At 72.7% G+C, this 14,348-nt stretch carries 16 protein-coding genes; 9 read left to right on the top strand and 7 right to left on the bottom strand.

Annotated elements, in window-relative coordinates:
- Positions 1 to 132: 132 nt before the first annotated feature.
- Positions 133 to 1,257 carry a hypothetical protein gene (locus RIC31_RS10565; RefSeq protein ID WP_350106338.1) on the bottom strand — a complete coding sequence of 375 codons (1,125 nt, stop codon included), beginning with the start codon at positions 1,255 to 1,257 and terminating at the stop codon, positions 133 to 135.
- Between the two features lie 118 nt (positions 1,258 to 1,375).
- On the opposite strand from RIC31_RS10565, the gene RIC31_RS10560 reads away from it, so the two are divergent.
- Positions 1,376 to 1,984 (top strand): winged helix DNA-binding protein, encoded by a 609-nt coding sequence (locus RIC31_RS10560; RefSeq protein ID WP_350106335.1) that lies wholly within the window; start codon positions 1,376 to 1,378, stop codon positions 1,982 to 1,984.
- Positions 1,985 to 1,987: 3 nt separating this feature from the next.
- Here the strand turns inward: RIC31_RS10560 and RIC31_RS10555 are convergent, their stop codons facing one another.
- A complete protein-coding gene (locus tag RIC31_RS10555) occupies positions 1,988 to 2,587 on the bottom strand; it encodes an NUDIX domain-containing protein (protein ID WP_350106332.1) in 600 nt (199 codons plus the stop codon).
- Positions 2,588 to 2,683: 96 nt separating this feature from the next.
- On the opposite strand from RIC31_RS10555, the gene RIC31_RS10550 reads away from it, so the two are divergent.
- From RIC31_RS10550 to RIC31_RS10535, 4 genes are read left to right on the top strand one after another with little or no spacing between them, the layout of a single operon-like run.
- Entirely contained in the window at positions 2,684 to 3,676 is a 993-nt protein-coding gene (locus tag RIC31_RS10550) for a zinc-dependent alcohol dehydrogenase (RefSeq protein ID WP_350106328.1), read from the top strand.
- 7 nt (positions 3,677 to 3,683) lie between these two features.
- Complete coding sequence (locus RIC31_RS10545; protein WP_350106325.1) at positions 3,684 to 4,082, top strand: 6-pyruvoyl trahydropterin synthase family protein; 399 nt, start codon at positions 3,684 to 3,686, stop codon at positions 4,080 to 4,082.
- A gap of 8 nt (positions 4,083 to 4,090) precedes the next feature.
- On the top strand, positions 4,091 to 5,149 hold the full coding sequence (locus tag RIC31_RS10540) for a glycosyltransferase family 4 protein (protein WP_350106322.1): 1,059 nt from the start codon (positions 4,091 to 4,093) through the stop codon (positions 5,147 to 5,149).
- Positions 5,146 to 5,925 carry a methyltransferase domain-containing protein gene (locus tag RIC31_RS10535; protein ID WP_350106319.1) on the top strand — a complete coding sequence of 260 codons (780 nt, stop codon included), beginning with the start codon at positions 5,146 to 5,148 and terminating at the stop codon, positions 5,923 to 5,925. Before RIC31_RS10540 ends, RIC31_RS10535 begins: the two co-directional genes overlap by 4 nt.
- Here the strand turns inward: RIC31_RS10535 and RIC31_RS10530 are convergent, their stop codons facing one another.
- The 3 genes from RIC31_RS10530 to mdoH all read right to left on the bottom strand — a co-directional run bounded on the left by RIC31_RS10530 (position 5,926) and on the right by mdoH (position 9,691).
- Entirely contained in the window at positions 5,926 to 6,702 is a 777-nt protein-coding gene (locus RIC31_RS10530) for a RibD family protein (RefSeq protein ID WP_350106316.1), read from the bottom strand.
- Positions 6,699 to 7,484, bottom strand: coding sequence for a creatininase family protein (locus RIC31_RS10525; protein ID WP_350106314.1), 786 nt, complete (start codon positions 7,482 to 7,484; stop codon positions 6,699 to 6,701). Before RIC31_RS10525 ends, RIC31_RS10530 begins: the two co-directional genes overlap by 4 nt.
- Positions 7,485 to 7,801: 317 nt before the next feature.
- The gene (gene mdoH, locus RIC31_RS10520; RefSeq protein WP_350106311.1) at positions 7,802 to 9,691 is read right to left on the bottom strand and encodes a glucans biosynthesis glucosyltransferase MdoH; all 1,890 of its coding nucleotides are present in this window, start codon (positions 9,689 to 9,691) and stop codon (positions 7,802 to 7,804) included.
- A gap of 271 nt (positions 9,692 to 9,962) precedes the next feature.
- Here mdoH and RIC31_RS10515 point away from each other — a divergent pair, with 271 nt between their 5' ends.
- Positions 9,963 to 11,183 (top strand): OpgC family protein, encoded by a 1,221-nt coding sequence (locus tag RIC31_RS10515; protein WP_350106308.1) that lies wholly within the window; start codon positions 9,963 to 9,965, stop codon positions 11,181 to 11,183.
- Positions 11,180 to 12,064, top strand: a complete 885-nt coding sequence (locus tag RIC31_RS10510; protein ID WP_350106305.1) for an alpha/beta hydrolase — start codon at positions 11,180 to 11,182, stop codon at positions 12,062 to 12,064. Before RIC31_RS10515 ends, RIC31_RS10510 begins: the two co-directional genes overlap by 4 nt.
- A gap of 7 nt (positions 12,065 to 12,071) precedes the next feature.
- On the opposite strand, the gene RIC31_RS10505 is transcribed toward RIC31_RS10510, so the two are convergent.
- Together RIC31_RS10505 and RIC31_RS10500 are read right to left on the bottom strand one after the other, a co-directional pair.
- The gene (locus tag RIC31_RS10505; RefSeq protein ID WP_350106302.1) at positions 12,072 to 12,239 is read right to left on the bottom strand and encodes a hypothetical protein; all 168 of its coding nucleotides are present in this window, start codon (positions 12,237 to 12,239) and stop codon (positions 12,072 to 12,074) included.
- A gap of 62 nt (positions 12,240 to 12,301) precedes the next feature.
- The gene (locus RIC31_RS10500) at positions 12,302 to 12,880 is read right to left on the bottom strand and encodes an RT0821/Lpp0805 family surface protein (RefSeq protein WP_350106299.1); all 579 of its coding nucleotides are present in this window, start codon (positions 12,878 to 12,880) and stop codon (positions 12,302 to 12,304) included.
- A gap of 141 nt (positions 12,881 to 13,021) precedes the next feature.
- Between RIC31_RS10500 and RIC31_RS10495 the strand changes: the two genes are divergently transcribed.
- The gene (locus RIC31_RS10495) at positions 13,022 to 14,050 is read left to right on the top strand and encodes a trans-3-hydroxy-L-proline dehydratase (RefSeq protein WP_350106296.1); all 1,029 of its coding nucleotides are present in this window, start codon (positions 13,022 to 13,024) and stop codon (positions 14,048 to 14,050) included.
- A 76-nt stretch (positions 14,051 to 14,126) separates the two neighbouring features.
- Positions 14,127 to 14,345, top strand: coding sequence for a hypothetical protein (locus tag RIC31_RS10490; RefSeq protein ID WP_350106293.1), 219 nt, complete (start codon positions 14,127 to 14,129; stop codon positions 14,343 to 14,345).
- The last annotated feature ends 3 nt before the right edge of the window (positions 14,346 to 14,348 follow it).

The raw sequence follows: 14,348 nt of genomic DNA, 5'->3' as shown, positions 1-14,348 counted from the left end.
CACCGTCCACCATTTTGGAGGCGGCTGGGTTCCGGACCCGTGCCGCCGATGGCGACCCGGTCCGGAATGACGGCGAGGGAGAAGGCCGCCGGTCGCTCGAAGCACCGCCGGGTCATCCGGCCGAGGTCGAACTCAGTCATCGCCGTCCCGCTCGGCCGCTGCGGCGCGCTCGCGCTGGCGCTGCTTGAAGGCCTGCACCTGGCGGGCGACGATACCCTTGTATCCTTCCGGCCCGACCCAGCGGACGTTCCAGTCGTCCAGCCCGGCGACCGGGTCGCCCTGGCGCCGGGCCTGCTGGAACGCCTTGGCCAGGGTCACCTTCTCCGGGGTCTTCTCGGGGATCGCCTTCTGATGCTCGGCCAGATGCGCGTGGTAGTCGTCGCCGACCGGGCAGACCGCCAGGCAGCGCGGGCAGTCGCCGAACGACCCGACCACCCGCAGCAGCCCCTGCCAGAACCCGAACAGGTCGCGCGACCGGGCCATTGCCGCCAGCTCGTCGGTCGTCGCCCCGGCCTCCTGGGCGTCGAACACCTGGCCCAGGAACTTCATGATCTGGCCGAAGCCGAACTCCTGGGCGTGCTCGGCGCAGGCCCGCTTGTCGATCCCGAAATGCAGGACCGCGTCGCCCGGGCAGGAATGCAGGCAGCGGCTGCAGGACTCGCCGATGCAGACCTGCTCGGTCATCGGCGCGTCGGGCTCCAGCTCCAGTTCGGTCAGGATACCGGTCAGGTACAGGCGCGGCCCGTATTCCGGGGTCAGGATGTTGACCTCGAGGCCGAGGGTGCCGAGCCCGGCCTCGACGCCGAGATGGCGGGTCGACAGCCGGCCGTAGCTGGCCCGCTTGTACGACCACTCGGTCTCCTGCGCCGGCACCGCGAAGGTCGGGTGGCCGGCCGCCTCCAGTTCCTCGGCGATCCGGTAGGCCACCTTGTCCATCTTCCGCAGCACCAGCATGTCCATGTACTGGACCGGGATGTTGGTCTTGCAGCGGAACGCGCCGGCCGGGATGTGCTGGACGATGACGATGCAGCTCTTGACGTAGGGCGAGATGCGATCGGGCGTCTGCGGCCAGCGCGGGTCCGGTGGGAAGGCGTTCAGGGTCCGGGCCGAGGCGATGCCCACCAGATCGGCGCCCAGCGCCTTCGCACGCGCCTTGACGGTCTCGGCGGTGATCGCGGCGCCTGCCCGGAACGGCGACGGCCCGGCACCCGCACCATTCCATCGCGTGCGGCCGGAGGGTCTGGCCTGCTGGTTCATGCGCGACCAACCTGATAATTTACTGAGTAATTTACCGGCACGCACGAATGTGTCAATCGTTGCGGATGCCCGGAACCTTTGCCAAAGGGCAGGCCACATCGGAGCGGGCCGGATCGCCATGACCGACGACGACAAGCAGGGCCGAACGGCCCCGGACCCCGGCGGCAAGGTCGCCCGGCACCTGGCCGGCAACCCCCGGGAGTTCGCGGTCACCCAGTTCGAGCAGGGCCTGATCTGCGCGGCCGAGGCGTTCTACCGGTTCTATGGCGCGCTGCTGGGCCGCGAGGGCCGGATGCGCGGGATCTCCGGCCAGGACAACGTGGTGCTGCAGCAGATCCTGGCGGCCAGCCGGCCGCTGTCGGTCGCCGACATCGCCCGCTTCGCCAACCGCGACGATATCGCCAACATCCAGTACAGCCTGAAGAAGCTGCTGCGCGCCGAACTGATCCGCAAGGCCGGCCGGACCTCGGCGCGCGAGACCAGCTACGAGGTCACCGGGCTGGCGCGGGAATGGACCGCGGCCTTCGTGAACTTGCGGCGCGAGCTGTTCACCGACCCGAGCGCGCAGATCCTCGACTTCGACGCCCAGCTCGCGACCTGCGGCAAGCTGCTGAACACCATCGCCGGGTTCTACGATCACGGCACCCGGGTGATGTCCGGGCGCGAGCAGATCGCCCCGGACGCCGTCGCCCCGAGGGCACGGCCGGGACCGCCGACTCGGCGGTGACGCCTAAGTCGCGTAGCCCAGCAGGACGGCGACCGCCGGCGGCAGCCGGCCGCGCCGGCCCAGCGCGTCGACCTTCAGCAGCATCATCTGGCTGAAGGCATCGCGGATGGTGCCGTCGAGGACCATCTCCAGCGCCTCGGCGAACGGCAGGCGCCGGATCTCAAGCATCTCGCCGTCGTCCGGGTCGGCGGTGCCGGGCTGCAGGCCCCAGGCCAGGAATCCGAAGCCGATCTCGTCGGTGACCGCGTTCGAGAAGTCGGTCCGCAGGAACTCATGCCAGTGCGCCGCCGCCAGCCCGGTCTCCTCGCGCAGCTCGCGGCGCGCCGACTCCACCGGCGGCAGCGCCGGGTCGCCGCCGCCCTCCGGCAGCTCCCAGGAATAATAGTCGCGCGGGAACCGGTGCTGGCCGACCAGCCAGGTCGAGCCGTCGGCGTCGATCGGCACCGCGCCGACGGCGATCCCCTTCATGTCGCACACGCCGTAGATGCCGGGATTGCCGCCGGGCCGCAGCACGTCGTGCTCGGTCACCCGGATCCAGGGGTTGTCGTAGACCTGCCGGCTGGCCCGGATGGTCCAGGGCCCGCGCCGCTGCTCGTCCGCCATGCCGAACTCCGCTATGGTGCGGCGCGACCCTAGCCCGCGACCGCCGTCTCCGGAAGGTCCCGGCAAGGGGCAGATCGACGCCCCAGGGAGGCCGCGATGGCGACCGACGACACCGCGACCGCGTTCTGGCTGGCCCGCCCTGGACGGGCGGAGCTGCGCCGCGAGGAGTTGCCCGCCCGCAGGGCCGGCGAGGTGCTGGTCGAGACCCTGTTCACCGGCATCAGCCGCGGCACCGAGACCCTGGTGTTTTCCGGCCGGGTGCCGGACAGCCAGCGCGACGCCATGCGCTGCCCGTTCCAGGCCGGCGAGTTCCCGGGGCCGGTGAAATACGGCTACTGCTCGGTCGGACGGGTGCTGGAAGGCCCGGACGGGCTGGCCGGGCGGGCGGTATTCTGCCTGCACCCGCACCAGGACCGCTACGTGGTGCCGGTCTCCGCCGTCACCACCCTGCCCGATGCCCTGCCGCCCGGGCGCGCCGTGATGGCCGCCAACATGGAGACCGCCCTGAACGCGGTCTGGGACGCCGCCATCCGGCCCGGCGACCGGGTCTGCGTGATCGGGCTCGGGGTGGTCGGGCTGCTGGCCGCCCGACTGGCCGCGCGGGTTGCCGGCGCCGAGGTGCTGGCCCTGGACCTCGATCCGGCGAAGCGGGTTCCGGCGGAGGCGCTCGGCCTCGCCTTCGCCGAGGCGCCGCCGGCCGGTGCCGACTTCGACATGGTCCTGCACGCCAGCGGCCATCCGGACGGGCTGGTGACGGCGCTCGGCATCGCGGGTTTCGAGGCAACGGTCCTGGAGATGAGCTGGTACGGCTCGACCCCGGTCACCCTGCCACTCGGCGAGGCCTTCCATTCCCGGCGGCTGACCATCCGGTCCAGCCAGGTGGGATCGGTCGCGACCGCCCAGCGCAGCCGCTGGAGCCATGCCCGGCGGATGGCCAAGGCCCTGGAACTGCTGTGCGACCCGGCGCTCGACGCGCTGGTCGACGGCGAGAGCCGGTTCGCCGACCTGCCCGAGACCATGGCGGCGCTTGCCGAGGGCCGGCTCGCCGCCCTATGTCATCGGGTCCGCTTTCCCGCCGCCGAAGGATAGGCCACCGATGTTCAGCGTCACCGTCCGCGACCACGTCATGATCGCCCACTCGTTCCGCGGCGAGCTGTTCGGCCCGGCCCAGGGGCTGCACGGCGCCACCTACGTGGTCGACGTGACCTTCCGGTCGCGCGAACTGGACCCGAACGGGGTGGTGATCGACATCGGCGCCGCCCACCAGGCGCTCAAGGACATCCTCGGCCCCTGGGCCTACAAGAACCTGGACGAGCTGCCGGAGTTCGCCGGCATCAACACCACCACCGAGTTCCTGGCCAAGGCGGTGTTCGACAAACTGGCCGCCGGTGCGCGCGCCGGCCTGCTGGGCCGCCCGGGCGGCGAACTCGCCGAGATCGAGGTGGTGCTGAACGAGTCCCACGTCGCCTCCGCCGGCTACGTCGGCCCGGTCTAGGCGCAGGCGTGGCGGCGCCGGTCTTCTTCCTGGTCCCGGGCGATCCGGAGACGCCGACCGGCGGCTTCGTCTACGACCGTCACGCGGTCCGCGGCCTGGCCGGGGCCGGGCGGCTCGGCGGCGTGCTGCGGGTCGACGGCCCGTTCCCGGAAACCGACCCCGATACCCTGGCGCGGGCGGCCGCCGCACTCGCCGGGGTTCCGGACGGCGCCGTCCTGGTGGTCGACGGCCTGGCCTATGCGCCGCTGGTCGAGGTGGTCCGGCCGCATGCCGGTCGGCTGACCCCGGTCGCCCTGGTGCACCATCCGCTCGGCGACGAGACCGGGCTGGACGCGGCGACCCGGACGCGCTGGCTGCGCGACGAGGTCGACGCCCTGCGGCTGGCCCGGCGCATCGTCACAACCAGCCGGACCACCGCCCGGCGGCTCGCCGAACTCGGCGTCGATCCGGTTCGGGTCGTCGCCGTGCCGCCGGGAGTCGACGGGCCGGTCGACCTGTCGTTCCGCGCCCCGCCGGCGCCGGGCGCGGCGTTGCGGCTGCTGACCGTCGCCACCCTGATCCCGCGCAAGGGCCAGGACCTGCTGGTCGAGGCATTGTCCCGCCTGTCCGATCGCGCCTGGACCCTGGACCTGGTCGGCGACGCCCGGCATCCGGCCTACGCCCGGACCGTCGAGGCCCGCATCGCCGCGCTCGGCCTCGGCGACCGGATCACGCTGCACGGCGCGGTCCGGCACGCCGAGCTCGACCGGTTCTGGCGCGCCGCCGACCTGTTCGTGCTGCCGAGCCGGCACGAGGGCTGGGGCATCGCCTATGTCGAGGCGGTGCGCTGGGGCCTGCCGGTGATCGGCACCGATGCCGGGGCGATCCCCGAGGCCGTGCCCGAGGGCGCCGGCGTGCTGGTCCCGGCGGGCGACGCCGACGCCCTGGCCGCCGCCCTGGCCCGGCTGCTGGACGACCGGGCCGAGTACCGCCGGCTGGCCGCCGGGGCGGTCGCGGCCGCCGCCACCCTGCGGCGCTGGTCGGACACCGCCCGCGACTTCACCGCCGCCGTGACGGAGGGCCTGTGAGCTTCTCGGAGACCTGGCTGATCCTCAGGGCCGGCTTCGACGCCGCCGCCCGATCGCGCGCGCTCGAAGACAGGCTGGCCACCTGGGCCGCCACCCGAACGCTGGCGACCGGCAGGCCGCTGGCGGTGGTCGACCTGGGCGCCGGGTCCGGCAACAACCGCCGGCACCTCGCGCCACGGCTGCCGGCGGCGCAGGCCTGGACCCTGGTCGACGCCGACGGCGCGCTGCTGGCCGCCGCCGCCCGCAACGACCCGGCGGTCGCGGTCCGCCGGGCCGACCTCGCCGCCGAGTTGGAGGCCGCCCTGCCCGACGGCACCGACCTGGTCACCGCCTCCGCCCTGATCGACCTGGTCTCGGCCGAGTGGCTGCAGCGGCTGGTCGCGCGTGTCGAGGCGATCGGCGCCGCCCTGCTGGTGGTCCTGACCTATGACGGCCGGACCGCCTGGTGGCCCGCCGATCCGCTCGACAGCCGCGTGCTGGAACTGGTCAACCGGCACCAGCGCTCCGACAAGGGGTTCGGGCCGGCCCTCGGCCCCGATGCCGGACCGACGCTGGCCCGCCTGTGTGGCGGCCGGCTGGTCCAGGCGACCAGCGACTGGGCGATCGGGCCCGGCGACGACGCGATGCGGGCGGCGCTGGTCGAAGGCTGGGCCGCGGCGGCAATCGAGCTGTCGCCGGGCGAGGCAGGCGGGATCGCCGCCTGGCGCGACCGGTCGATCGGCCGGGCGGCCCGGCTGACGGTCGGCCACCTCGACCAGCTGCTGCTGCCGGACTGATCAGGCCGCCGGGGTGAGGTCGAACAGGGTGTCTTCGCCCAGCGCATAGCGCCGGGCTTCGAACCGGCGGGCGCCGTCCATGGTCGCCGCCTCCGGCAGCACGATCCCGGGACGGCCGGAGCCGAGCAGGGTCGGCGCGACCAGCAGGTGCAGGCGGTCGATGCGGCCGGCCTCCAGGAAGCGCGAGACCGTCCCGGCACCGCCTTCCACCAGCACCACGTCGAGCCGACGGGCCGCCAGCGCCGCCAGGATCGCCGCCGGCGAGCTGTCGCCGCCCGGCAGCTCCAGGCTCCCGGCCCCGGCCCGCGCCGGGCCGACGGTCAGGGTCGGCGCCGCGCCGTCGCGGAACAGCCGGCGGTCGCCCGGCACCCGGCCGTTCGGATCGAGCAGCACGCGCACCGGGTTCGGGCCTGCTACCCGACGGGTGGTCAGCGACGGGTCGTCGTCGACCGCGGTGCCGGCGCCGACCGCCACCGCGTCCACCAGCGCGCGCAGGCGGTGCAGGTGGTCCAGGGCCTCGGGCCCGTTCACATAGTGCGAGTGGCCGGTAGCCGTGGCGATCCGGCCGTCCAGGGTCTGGCCGAGCTGGGCGACGACCACCGGGCCGGCGGCGGCACGCTCGACCAGGTCCAGCAGCGCCGGGCCGGCCGGCGGCAGGTCGTCGCGGTCGCGCAAACCGGCCAGCGCCGCGTCCAGGGCCGCACGGGACTCCGCACCGTGCCGGACCGCCCGGGCCGTCGCCATGGCCTCCCGGATCGCCGCCCAGGCGTCGCTCACCGGGCGATACCCGCGTAGCCGTGCAGTTCGGCGAGCACGGTCGCCAGCCGGCCGGCGATGCCGTCGAGCAGCCGCCGGCCGATCGCCTCGGTGGCGGCGGCGGCGTTGCCGGTGGCACCGGACGGGCTCAGGTCCCCGGCCAGCCAGCCGAGCCCGGCCGGCCCCTCGACCCGCAGTTCGCGATGATTCGCCGCCACGTCCTCGGCCGCCGAGCGGAAGTCGCCGAGCCGGTCGCGGCGCACCAGCCCCGGCTGGATCGCCAGCACCAGCGCGGTCTCGACCAGGCCGCCATGCCAGCCGAAGGCGCGCTCGCGCGCGTCGACCGCCGGGTCGTCGCCGATCAGGTCGAAATAGGTCACCCGGGCGACCGTCATGCCGGTTTCGGAGCGCAGCCGCAGGGCCACCAGGTCGACCGGCGCTGTCTGGCCACCATGGCCGTTCAGCAGGACCAGCCGGCGGATCCCGGCGCGCGCCACCGACCGCCCGATCGCCGCCCATTGCGCGATCACGGTCTCGGCGTCCAACGTCAGGGTGCCCGGGAAGCTCGCATGCTCGGGGCTCAGCCCGACCCGCTGGGTCGGCAGTCGCAGCACGTCGACCGCCTCCGGCAGCCGGCCGAGGGCGGCGTCCAGCACCCCGTCGGTCAGGATCGCGTCGGTGCCCAGCGGCAGATGCGGGCCGTGCTGCTCGACCGCGGCGACCGGCAGCACGGCCACGGCGTCGCGGCACGCCCCGTCGGCGAGCTCGGTCGTCGTCAGATGTTCCCAGTACCGCCAGGCCATGCGCGACAGAACGCCGAGGACGGCCCGGCGTCAAGCCGGCCGGTGGGCGCCTGAGCAGCCTGTGGATTGCGGAGTACTCGTCGCGCCGGCGAGAACCGGGCTGTCCATCTCCCCCTGGTCGTCATTCCGGACGGCCGCGCCGCCCCGGCGCGGCCGATCCGGAACCCACCGTCCGCCATGCGCCGGTCGCCGCGATGGCAGCGGCAAGGCCGAAGCGGCGGCTGGGTTCCGGCTCTTCGCGACGTCGTCGCTACGGCCGGAATGACGACAAAAAGGCGGGGTGGATCGCCGGCAGCCGGTCTTGGCCAAAGTCGAACTCAGCTGTCCGGGCTCGACGGCACAGCGTGCCCGAGAGTCATGGTCGGCGCCAGGGCCGCCCCGCCGGCCAGCACCGGCAGCGGCGTCGGCGCCATCACCTCGGCGACCTCGGCGGTCGGCTCGATCTCCTCGGGCACCGCGCACAGGCCGACATGGCGCAGCAGCCGGCCGAGGCGCGCGCTCGAGGTCAGGACCGCGAACGGCACCGCCAGGATCCAAGCGGCCAGCAATGGGATCGCCCAGGGCAGCGCGCCCGGCGCCCAGGCCCACAGCGCCGCGCCGAACAGCACGCCGCACAGCGTCTGCAGCCACAGCCCGCGCACCGCCCGGCTCCAGGCCACGGTCTTCAGGTCGCGGGCCTGGACGTTCCAGGCGACCTTCTTGCCGAACATCAGGCCGATCACGAACACCGTCTGCGCGACCGCCACGATCGGCGCCAGCAGCGCCCCGAAGGTCATCTCGACGGCGGTGCCGGCCAGGGTCCGGAGCGCGCCGCCGTAGCGCCGGCGCTTCGCGGCCGACAGCATGACGTCGATCACGCCGAAGATCTTGGGCGCGAAGATGATCGTCATCATGGTGCCGAACAGCGCCACGCCCTCGCCCGACGCCACCCGCTCCCAGACCGCCGGCATGAAGGCGAAATCGGTGCCCGGGAACAGCGCCGTCGCCATGGTGCGCAGCAGGCCGGCGAACAGGAAGCCCATCCACATCACCGGCGACAGGTACATCAGGATCGCCAGGGCGAGCTGCAGCCGGCCGAGCGGCCGCCAGACCTTCCAGCCGATCAGCCGGACATACTGCATGTTGCCCTGGCACCAGCGCAGGTCGCGCTTGATGAAGTCCGGCAGGGTCGGCGGGTTCTCCTCGTAGGAGCCGCCCTCGATCGGCAGCACCCGCACGTCGTAGCCGGCAGCCCGCATCAGCGCCGCCTCGACCTGGTCGTGGCTGAGGATCTCGCCGCCCAGCGGCGGCCGGCCGGGCAGCCGCGGCAGCCGGCAGTGCCGGATGAACGGCGCCAGCCGCAGGATCGCGTTGTGCCCCCAGTACGGCCCGCTGTCGCCCTGCCACCAGGCGCTGCCGGTGGTGTAGGAGCGCATGCCGTGGCGCATGCCGAACTGGAACATGCGGGCGAACGGGCTGGCCGCCGGCAGGCCGACCACCAGGGTCTGCAGGATGCCGAGCCGGGGGTTGCGCTGCATCAGCCGGACCAGCCGGACGATCGCCTCGCCCGACATCAGGCTGTCCGCGTCCAGCACCAGCATATGGGCGAACCGGTGGCCCCAGCGGTCGCAGAAGGATTCCAGGTTCCCCACCTTCTGGCGGACGTTGTCGAGCCGGCGGCGGTAATGCAGGCGCTCGGGATGCGCCGAGGTGCGCCGCCAGGTCTCGAACCGCCGCTCCTCCTCCTCGAAGATCTCCGGGATCCGGCTGTCGGACAGCAGGAAGAACTCGAAGGCATCGGCCTGCCCGGTCCGCTCCAGCGACGCCTCGATGGCGCGCAGGTGCTTGAACACCCGCTCCGGGTCCTCGTTGAAGACCGGCATGACGATCGCGGTGCGCGTGACGATCGGCGAGTCCGCGTCGTCCAGGCCGGCCAGCGGCACCACCGCGCGCAGCCAGTCGCGCTTCAGGTAGATCAGCGCCACGCCGATCACCGCGTTCCACAGGCCGATCACAACCCACGGGAGAGTGCCGCCGTACAGCGCCAGGACCAGTACGTCGAACAGGTCGATCCCGTCGGCCCCGACCAGCCGCGTCATCCACCCGAACAGGCCGAGGCAGGTGAGCGAAACCAGGGTGAAGAACACCAGCCGCCGGCGCGCCATGACGCGCGCCCGGTCCGCCGTCGTACCGTCGGCGATCGGTGCCGACAGATCGGTACTGGACATGCCTGACATCCCCTCGAGGCGTTACGGGCGGAGATCGAGTACTCCGTCCGCTGCCGGAATATGTGCGCTTGCCGGGGGTGAATCCAGATACGCCGAAACGGCATGACAGAGTCGTGAGCCGATATGATCCAGGCCGCCTGCCCCGACCGGAAATTCGCCCGATTCAGCCCTCACGTTCCCGTCAGAAGGCTTGATCGGTGTTGATTGGCCAGCGACACCGCCGATCTCTTAGGTTGTCCGGGATGGCACCGGTTCAGGCGAGGAATTCACCATGACGACGAGCGGCCCCAGCTTGGGCGGCCCCGGCCTGGGCGGACCTCGGGTACGCGATCCGCGGCTCGACTTTTTCCGGGGCGTCGCGATGCTCATCATCTTCATCGCGCACGTTCCGAACAATCCGTGGAACGAATACATCCCGGCCCGTTTCGGCTGGTCGGACGCGACCGAGATGTTCGTGTTCTGCTCCGGCTTCGCCGCCGCGATCGCGTTCGGCGGCACCTTCGCCAAGGCCGGATTCGGCTACGGCACCACCCGGATCGGCTACCGGGTCTGGCAGATCTATGTCGCGCACGTCGCGATGTTCTTCTTCATCGCCGCCCTGGTGACCGCCGGCAGCATGGCGCTCGACGGCGACTATATCGAGCAGCTGAACCTCGGCTGGTTCCTGGCGAACCCTGCCGAAGGCCTGGTCGGCCTGTTCACGCTGACCTACGTGCCGAACTACTTCGACATCCTGCCGATGTATATCGGCGCGCTGGTGCTGATCCCGGTGATCGTGGCGCTGTCGCGCATCCACCCCTGGGCCGGCATCACCTTCAGCGCCGCGCTGTACGCCGCCAATTCGCTGTATGGCTGGGGCCTGCCGGCGGAGCCGTTCTCCGACCGCGAGTGGTTCTTCAACCCGCTGGCGTGGCAGCTGCTGTTCTTCACCGGGTTCGGGCTATCGATGGGCTGGATCGCGGCGCCGGCGATCTCGCGGCCGCTGCTGTGGCTGGCCGGTGGCTTCGTCGTGCTGTCGCTGCCGGTGGCGCATTGGGGCACGGCGCAGCATTTCGAGGTGCTGCGCGACCTGCGGGAGAGCATCTGGTTCTGGCAGGAGAAGACCGACTTCGGCCTGCTGCGCTACGCCCACTTCCTGGCCCTGGCCTATCTGGCGGTCGCCCTGGTCAAGGGCCGCGAGCATCGCCTGCTGGAAGCCTGGGCCCGGCCGATCGTGACGGTCGGCCGCAACTCCCTGCCGATCTTCCTGCTGTCGATGGGGCTGGCCCGGGTCGGCGGCATGGTGCTGGACGAACTCGGGCGGTCGGTCGCGACGCTGGCCCTGGTGCATCTGGCCGGCATCGCGATCCTGATCGGCTTCGCCTACTGGTGCACCCTGCTGAAGCACCAGCCCTGGCGGAAGCGCGAGGCCGAGCATGCCGCCCGGCGGGCGGCCGAGCGGGAGCGCGCCGCGGCCCGCTACCAACAGGCCGGGGTCGCCCCCGCCGAATGACCGTCAGGACAGTCCTGGCCTGCCTCGCCGTCGGCGCCCTGGTGGCCGGGGCCTCGCCGTCCCGCTCCGGGGCCGGCACGCTCGAGCGTCGCGGCTTCGCCAGCCCGGCGCTCGGCCGGGACATCCCGGCCCTGGTGTACCGGCCGGCCGCCGCCGACGGTCCGATGCCCGTCCTGTATCTGCTGCACGGCTATGGCGGCGGCGAGCAGGACTGGTCGAACGCCGGGGTGGTCGCCACCGCCGACGCGGTGTTCGCCGAGCCCGATGCCGTCCCGCTGCTGATCGTCATGCCCGGCGTCGGCAATTCCTGGTACGTCGATTCCGAACGCTACGGGAACTGGGGCCGGGCGATCGCCGTCGACCTGCCGGCCGCCGTCGACGCCGCCTATCCGACCGAGGCGCAGAGGTCCGGCCGGTTCGCCGCCGGACTGTCGATGGGGGGATACGGCGCGCTGCGCCTGGGTGTGCGGCATGCCGACCGGTTCCGGGCGGCGGCGGCGCTGAGCCCGGCGATCTTCGAGGATGTGGAGGATGCCGGGGCGTTCCCGGACTTCCAGATCGAGTTCTTCGCGGGCGCGTTCGGCGAGCCGCTCGATCCGGTGGCGTTCAACGGCCGCAACGTGTTCGCCGCCCTGGCCGCCATCGGGCAGCCGGCGACCGGCCGGCCGAGCGACTTCTACCTGATGACCGGCGACCACGACTCCTTCGGCCTGTGGCGCGGCACCCTGCGATTCTTCCAGGCCGCGCGCCGGGCCGGCCACGCCGCCGAGCTGCGGGTCCACGACGGCGACCACGACTGGCGCCTGTGGCGTGACGAGCTGGCGCCGGTGCTGCGCTGGGTCGGCGCCGTCGTCCGGGCCGACCGCGCAGCCGGGCGGTGAGCGCCGGTCAGTGCGCCAGGCTGCCGGGCAGGTCGATCTCGTCGGCATCCTCCAGCGACCAGTCGTCGCCATAGGCGTCGAGCAGTTCGTCGAGATCGCCCGCCAGCACCGCAGTCACCGACAGGTCGTCGGACGCGGCGGCGTAGTCGTCGGAGAACTTCGGCAGGTATCGCATCGCTCCCTCCTGGGTGAGGCGTCTAGTCCTGCAAAGACTGAAGCAAGCCGCGTGCCAACGATCTACTGGCGGACGATCCGCCAGCTGCCGTCGGGCTGCCGGCAGGCGGTGCCGTAGGCCTCCTGGGTGCGGCCGCCGACCCGGGCGCGGGTCGTGTATTCGCGGCAGTAGGTGCCGGAGGCCTGGTAGGTCCGGGTCGGCACCACGCTGTACCGGGCGCAGGCGGCGTCGGCCGCATCCAGCGAGCCGCCGACCTCGGTGCCGAGCAGCACGCCCAGCAGCGCGCCGCCGGCGGTCGCCGCCAGCTTGCCGGAGCCCTGGCCGAACTGCGCCCCGGCGACGGCGCCGCCGGCCCCGCCGAGGATCTGCGCCAGCAGGGTCTTGTTGCCGGTCAGCAGCGAGCGGTCGCAGCCGAAGGACGGCCCCTGCTGGACGATCACCGGCTGCCGGTAGCGGTCCGGCTGGTCGTAGTGGTGATAGACATGCACCTCCTCTCGCCTCTTGTGGCGGTGCTTGTCGTGCTTGGCACGCCAGCCATGGGCCGGCGCCCAGGGCGGCGGGTCGGCATAGGCGGTCGCGACCGGGGCGACGGCGAGCATGACGGCCGCCGCGGCGGCCAGGCCGAGTCTGATGGGGCGCATGGACAGCCTCCTGCGAAGTGCGGGCCGGAAACCTCCGGCCGATCTCCCCGGTTCCCTCCCCTGTCAACGGCCCTCCGGCAGAAATCCGTCGCGCCGGGCCCGGCGGCGGGGCATCGTCGGGCTGCGGAAGCGGAGGGGACCATGCGCAGCAACACCCTGATTCACATCGTCGAGTGCCACGCCGAGGGCGAGGTCGGCGACGTGATCGTCGGCGGCGTGGCGCCGCCGCCCGGCGCCACCCTGTGGGAGCAGTCGCGCTTCATTGCCCGCGACGGGGCCCTGCGGAACCTGGTGCTGAACGAGCCGCGCGGCGGCGTGTTCCGGCACGTCAACCTGCTGGTGCCGCCCCGGGACCCGCGCGCCGCCATGGGCTTCATCATCATGGAGCCGGCCGATACCCCGCCGATGTCCGGCTCGAACAGCCTGTGCGTGGCGACCGTGCTGCTGGAGACCGGCATCGTGGCGATCACCGAGCCGGTCACCCGGTTGCTGCTGGAGGCGCCCGGCGGGCTGGTCGAGGCGACCGCGACCTGCCGCGGCGGCAAGGTCGAGCGCGTGCGGATCCGCAACATCCCGTCCTTCGCCGACCGGCTGGACGCCACCCTGGAGGTGGCCGGACTCGGCACCTTGACGGTCGACACCGCGTTCGGCGGCGACAGCTTCGTGATCGTGCCGGCCGGCGACCTCGGCTTCGCGCTGACCCCGGACGAGGCGCGGGACATCGCGACGGTCGGCACCCGCATCACCGCCGCCGCCACCGAACAGCTGCCGTTCAGCCACCCGGACCTGCCGGAATGGACCCACTATTCGTTCTGCCAGGTGGCCGGGCCGGTCGAGCCGCTGGGCGACGGCTTCACCGGAAAGAACGCCGTGGTGATCCGCCCCGGCAAGATCGACCGGTCGCCGACCGGCACCGGCTGCTCGGCCCGCATGGCGGTGCTGCATGCCCGCAGCCTGCTGGCGGTCGGCCAGCCCTTCGTCGCCACCTCGCTGATCGACTCCCGCTTCGACGGCCGCATCGAGGCGGTCGAGCGGCGGGCCGGGCGGACCTGGGTCACGCCGTCGATCGAGGGCCGCGCCTGGATCTCCGGCACCCGCCAGCTGATGGTCGATCCCGACGACCCGTGGCCGCAGGGCTATCGCCTCAGCGACACCTGGCCGGGCGGCTGAAATCCGCCCCCGGCTTAGGAATTCGTTCACCCGAATCGCCGATCATCATGGCATCACCCGGGCCGCGAGAGATGCCATGGCCAGCCTCGACCAGATCACCCTCGACCTGATCCGCGACACCTACCTGGAGACCGCCGAGGAGACCCTCGAGCGCGGCGGCTCCAAGCTGAAGGCGCATATGGAGGGGACGGTCGCAGCCGCCATGTACGTCGCCGCGGCGATCGGCATCGAGGACGAGGAAGCCAAGCGACTGGTCGTGCAGGTGGTCCGCAGCGACGCCGAGATGGCGCTGTAGCCC

This window comes from Thalassobaculum sp., from assembly GCF_040219615.1.
In the GTDB taxonomy this organism is placed as follows: Bacteria; Pseudomonadota; Alphaproteobacteria; order Thalassobaculales; family Thalassobaculaceae; genus Thalassobaculum_A.
This window is presented reverse-complemented; position numbering and strand designations above follow the sequence as displayed.

What these genes read in the sequence shown, in the direction of transcription:
- RIC31_RS10565 (WP_350106338.1), bottom strand. Translation starts at nt 1,257, where the DNA reads ATGAACCAGCAGGCCAGACCCTCCGGCCGCACGCGATGGAATGGTGCG.
- RIC31_RS10560 (WP_350106335.1), top strand. Translation starts at nt 1,376, where the DNA reads ATGACCGACGACGACAAGCAGGGCCGAACGGCCCCGGACCCCGGCGGC.
- RIC31_RS10555 (WP_350106332.1), bottom strand. Translation starts at nt 2,587, where the DNA reads ATGGCGGACGAGCAGCGGCGCGGGCCCTGGACCATCCGGGCCAGCCGG.
- RIC31_RS10550 (WP_350106328.1), top strand. Translation starts at nt 2,684, where the DNA reads ATGGCGACCGACGACACCGCGACCGCGTTCTGGCTGGCCCGCCCTGGA.
- RIC31_RS10545 (WP_350106325.1), top strand. Translation starts at nt 3,684, where the DNA reads ATGTTCAGCGTCACCGTCCGCGACCACGTCATGATCGCCCACTCGTTC.
- RIC31_RS10525 (WP_350106314.1), bottom strand. Translation starts at nt 7,484, where the DNA reads ATGGCCTGGCGGTACTGGGAACATCTGACGACGACCGAGCTCGCCGAC.
- mdoH (WP_350106311.1), bottom strand. Translation starts at nt 9,691, where the DNA reads ATGTCCAGTACCGATCTGTCGGCACCGATCGCCGACGGTACGACGGCG.
- RIC31_RS10515 (WP_350106308.1), top strand. Translation starts at nt 9,963, where the DNA reads ATGACGACGAGCGGCCCCAGCTTGGGCGGCCCCGGCCTGGGCGGACCT.
- RIC31_RS10510 (WP_350106305.1), top strand. Translation starts at nt 11,180, where the DNA reads ATGACCGTCAGGACAGTCCTGGCCTGCCTCGCCGTCGGCGCCCTGGTG.
- RIC31_RS10505 (WP_350106302.1), bottom strand. Translation starts at nt 12,239, where the DNA reads ATGCGATACCTGCCGAAGTTCTCCGACGACTACGCCGCCGCGTCCGAC.
- RIC31_RS10500 (WP_350106299.1), bottom strand. Translation starts at nt 12,880, where the DNA reads ATGCGCCCCATCAGACTCGGCCTGGCCGCCGCGGCGGCCGTCATGCTC.
- RIC31_RS10495 (WP_350106296.1), top strand. Translation starts at nt 13,022, where the DNA reads ATGCGCAGCAACACCCTGATTCACATCGTCGAGTGCCACGCCGAGGGC.
- RIC31_RS10490 (WP_350106293.1), top strand. Translation starts at nt 14,127, where the DNA reads ATGGCCAGCCTCGACCAGATCACCCTCGACCTGATCCGCGACACCTAC.